Here is a 2153-nt window from a genome sequence, read left to right as displayed (position 1 = left end):
TTGTTATTTTTAATCCTGCATTTTCTGCAGTTATTACTAAGATGCCTTTATTTGAATTAATATCAGAATTATATTGCGCTCCCTCTTCATTGAAAAAAACCCTCCCTTTTGGAGAAGAAAATTGATAATCTGAAGGTTCCTGTGCAGCTGGTTCTTCAGCAGGATCAACAGCCTTATGACGCAGATAACTCCATCCAGCATCACCCTCGCAGAGGAAAGTAACCATAACAAGAGGGTCACTTCTATCATCCTGGGCTTCAACCTCATCGCCATCTTCACTACATTTTTCTCTATCTTGGCACGACTCTAAGCAATAATAATGCCAACCATTTTTACATAACACTTCATCTCCAGGCAAGCCATCCAAATCCCATGCGACAAGGCCATCGCACTGCATTCCAGGTTCCTCTGTTGGTGTTGGTGTTATCGTTGGTGTTGGAGTGGCAGTTTGTGTTTGTGTTGGTGTTATAGTTGGTGAAGGTATTGCTGTTTCTGCTGGCTCGGCAGATTCTGCAGGGGCTGGCGCCTCTACTGCACCACCACATGAGACTAATAAGAAAGAAATGGTAAACATGCAAATAAATACAAAAAGTGATGGTTTTTTTGTCATTTTAAGGTCAGTTTTCTTCATCTGGTCTTTGCAGTTCTTACATTCTAAAAAGCAAAAATACAAGCTGGATTTGAGGTTGTAAAGGGCTATTTGACAATATCTCATTAATGTTTTTCTCTCTGTAAAATTCTTATAATTATTTTAAGATATTTCAAAATTTAAATACATTTGCATACCTAAAGAATGGTCAGTAATACTTACTAACAGCAAGTCTGTTTCCCATGGTTACTTGAATCTTATACCTAAATGGTTTTTAACCTGCTCAGGTTGTGGATAATTACCATTTGAATTGACAATTAAATCTACATCGTCATTCTCATCATCTATAATTAATCCGTCCCTTGTAACCAAAGTGGTTGAACCACCACCATCAAGATTAAGGGCATCAGTCGCTCCATGTGCATACAACAAACATGATAGTTCCCAAAAGTTCATTCCTTTCTTATCAAGGTTATCTCCTTCAGCAATGACAATTATTAGGACATTTTCATTTTTATCCACTCCTACGGCTGTCCTTGCATCCTGTTCAAAATTTTCAAATCTCTCAACAGTATCTTTCCACTTATTTCTGCCATTAACACATCTATCATACATACAACCTTCTTCAATTAATTGTGGATATCCTCCGACAGCATATAGTATATTTTTATAGTTATCTTCTAAGTATCCTATATCTACAGATCCATCATCATAGTATTTTAACGCCGGATATTCTTTATTTCGAGAATATGCCCTTTGTACCCACCCATCTCTTCCTCCAGTATATACAGTTGATATATGAGGTCCTCTTACAGGATACGGTCCTTTATCTCTAGTAAAACCATCCCCATTTATGGCAAAATCTAGCTTTAAATCTACTGTTCTATACCCTTCTGCAAATAGGTAGTAAGCAAGTCTCATAAATTCGGTTGTAGTCTGTTTAGTTTTAGCATATGGTGTAACATATAATTCAATGTAATCAAGATCCATCTTGAATGTGTGGATAATATTTCCTATGGGATTTTCTGGATCTATGTGCTCATTCACATAGAATTGTTTTTTATAATATACTCCTTCATGCAATTTTTGAGGATCATCCATAAATTCATTGGCCACCTCTTTATAAGGAATGCCCCAGGATTGTATTGGACATTCATCTGAAATGATTCTGCCAGGTGGAACTGTACGCTCAACTGTTTGTGCAACTCCTTCTAATAATTCTTCAATATTTCCACTTGTCTGTATCTCTACTTGCTCAATTGTAAATGATTTTTTTGCTTCCGTTTCACAATATTGATCAGTAAATAAGGATATAACTACATTTGTATTAGCAGATTCCATAATCTTATACACCTGTATGCATCCATTCGAGTGATCCTGAAAAAAGTTTTCAATTGCTTTCATTTTTGCAAAATCCGGGGTAATCACTCCAGAAAATGATCTTGTTATTTTTAATCCTGCATTTTCTGCAGTTATTACTAAGATGCCTTTATTTGAATTAATATCAGAATTATATTGCGCTCCCTCTTCATTGAAAAAAACCCTCCCTTTTGGAGAAGAAAAT

General features: G+C 35.9%; 2 protein-coding genes. Both read right to left on the bottom strand.

Annotation, left to right across the window (positions count from 1 at the left end; genetic code table 11):
- On the bottom strand, positions 1 to 631 hold a 631-nt coding region (locus tag KKC91_01935), incomplete at its 3' end, for a hypothetical protein (protein ID MBU0477311.1).
- 204 nt (positions 632 to 835) lie between these two features.
- Positions 836 to 2153: phosphodiester glycosidase family protein (locus KKC91_01930; protein MBU0477310.1), on the bottom strand; the 1318-nt coding region annotated here is incomplete at its 5' end.

Source organism: bacterium, from assembly GCA_018812485.1.
GTDB lineage: Bacteria > JAHJDO01 > JAHJDO01 > JAHJDO01 > JAHJDO01 > JAHJDO01.
The sequence above is the reverse complement of the archived record's forward strand: the minus strand, read 5'-3'. Positions and strand labels throughout refer to the sequence as shown.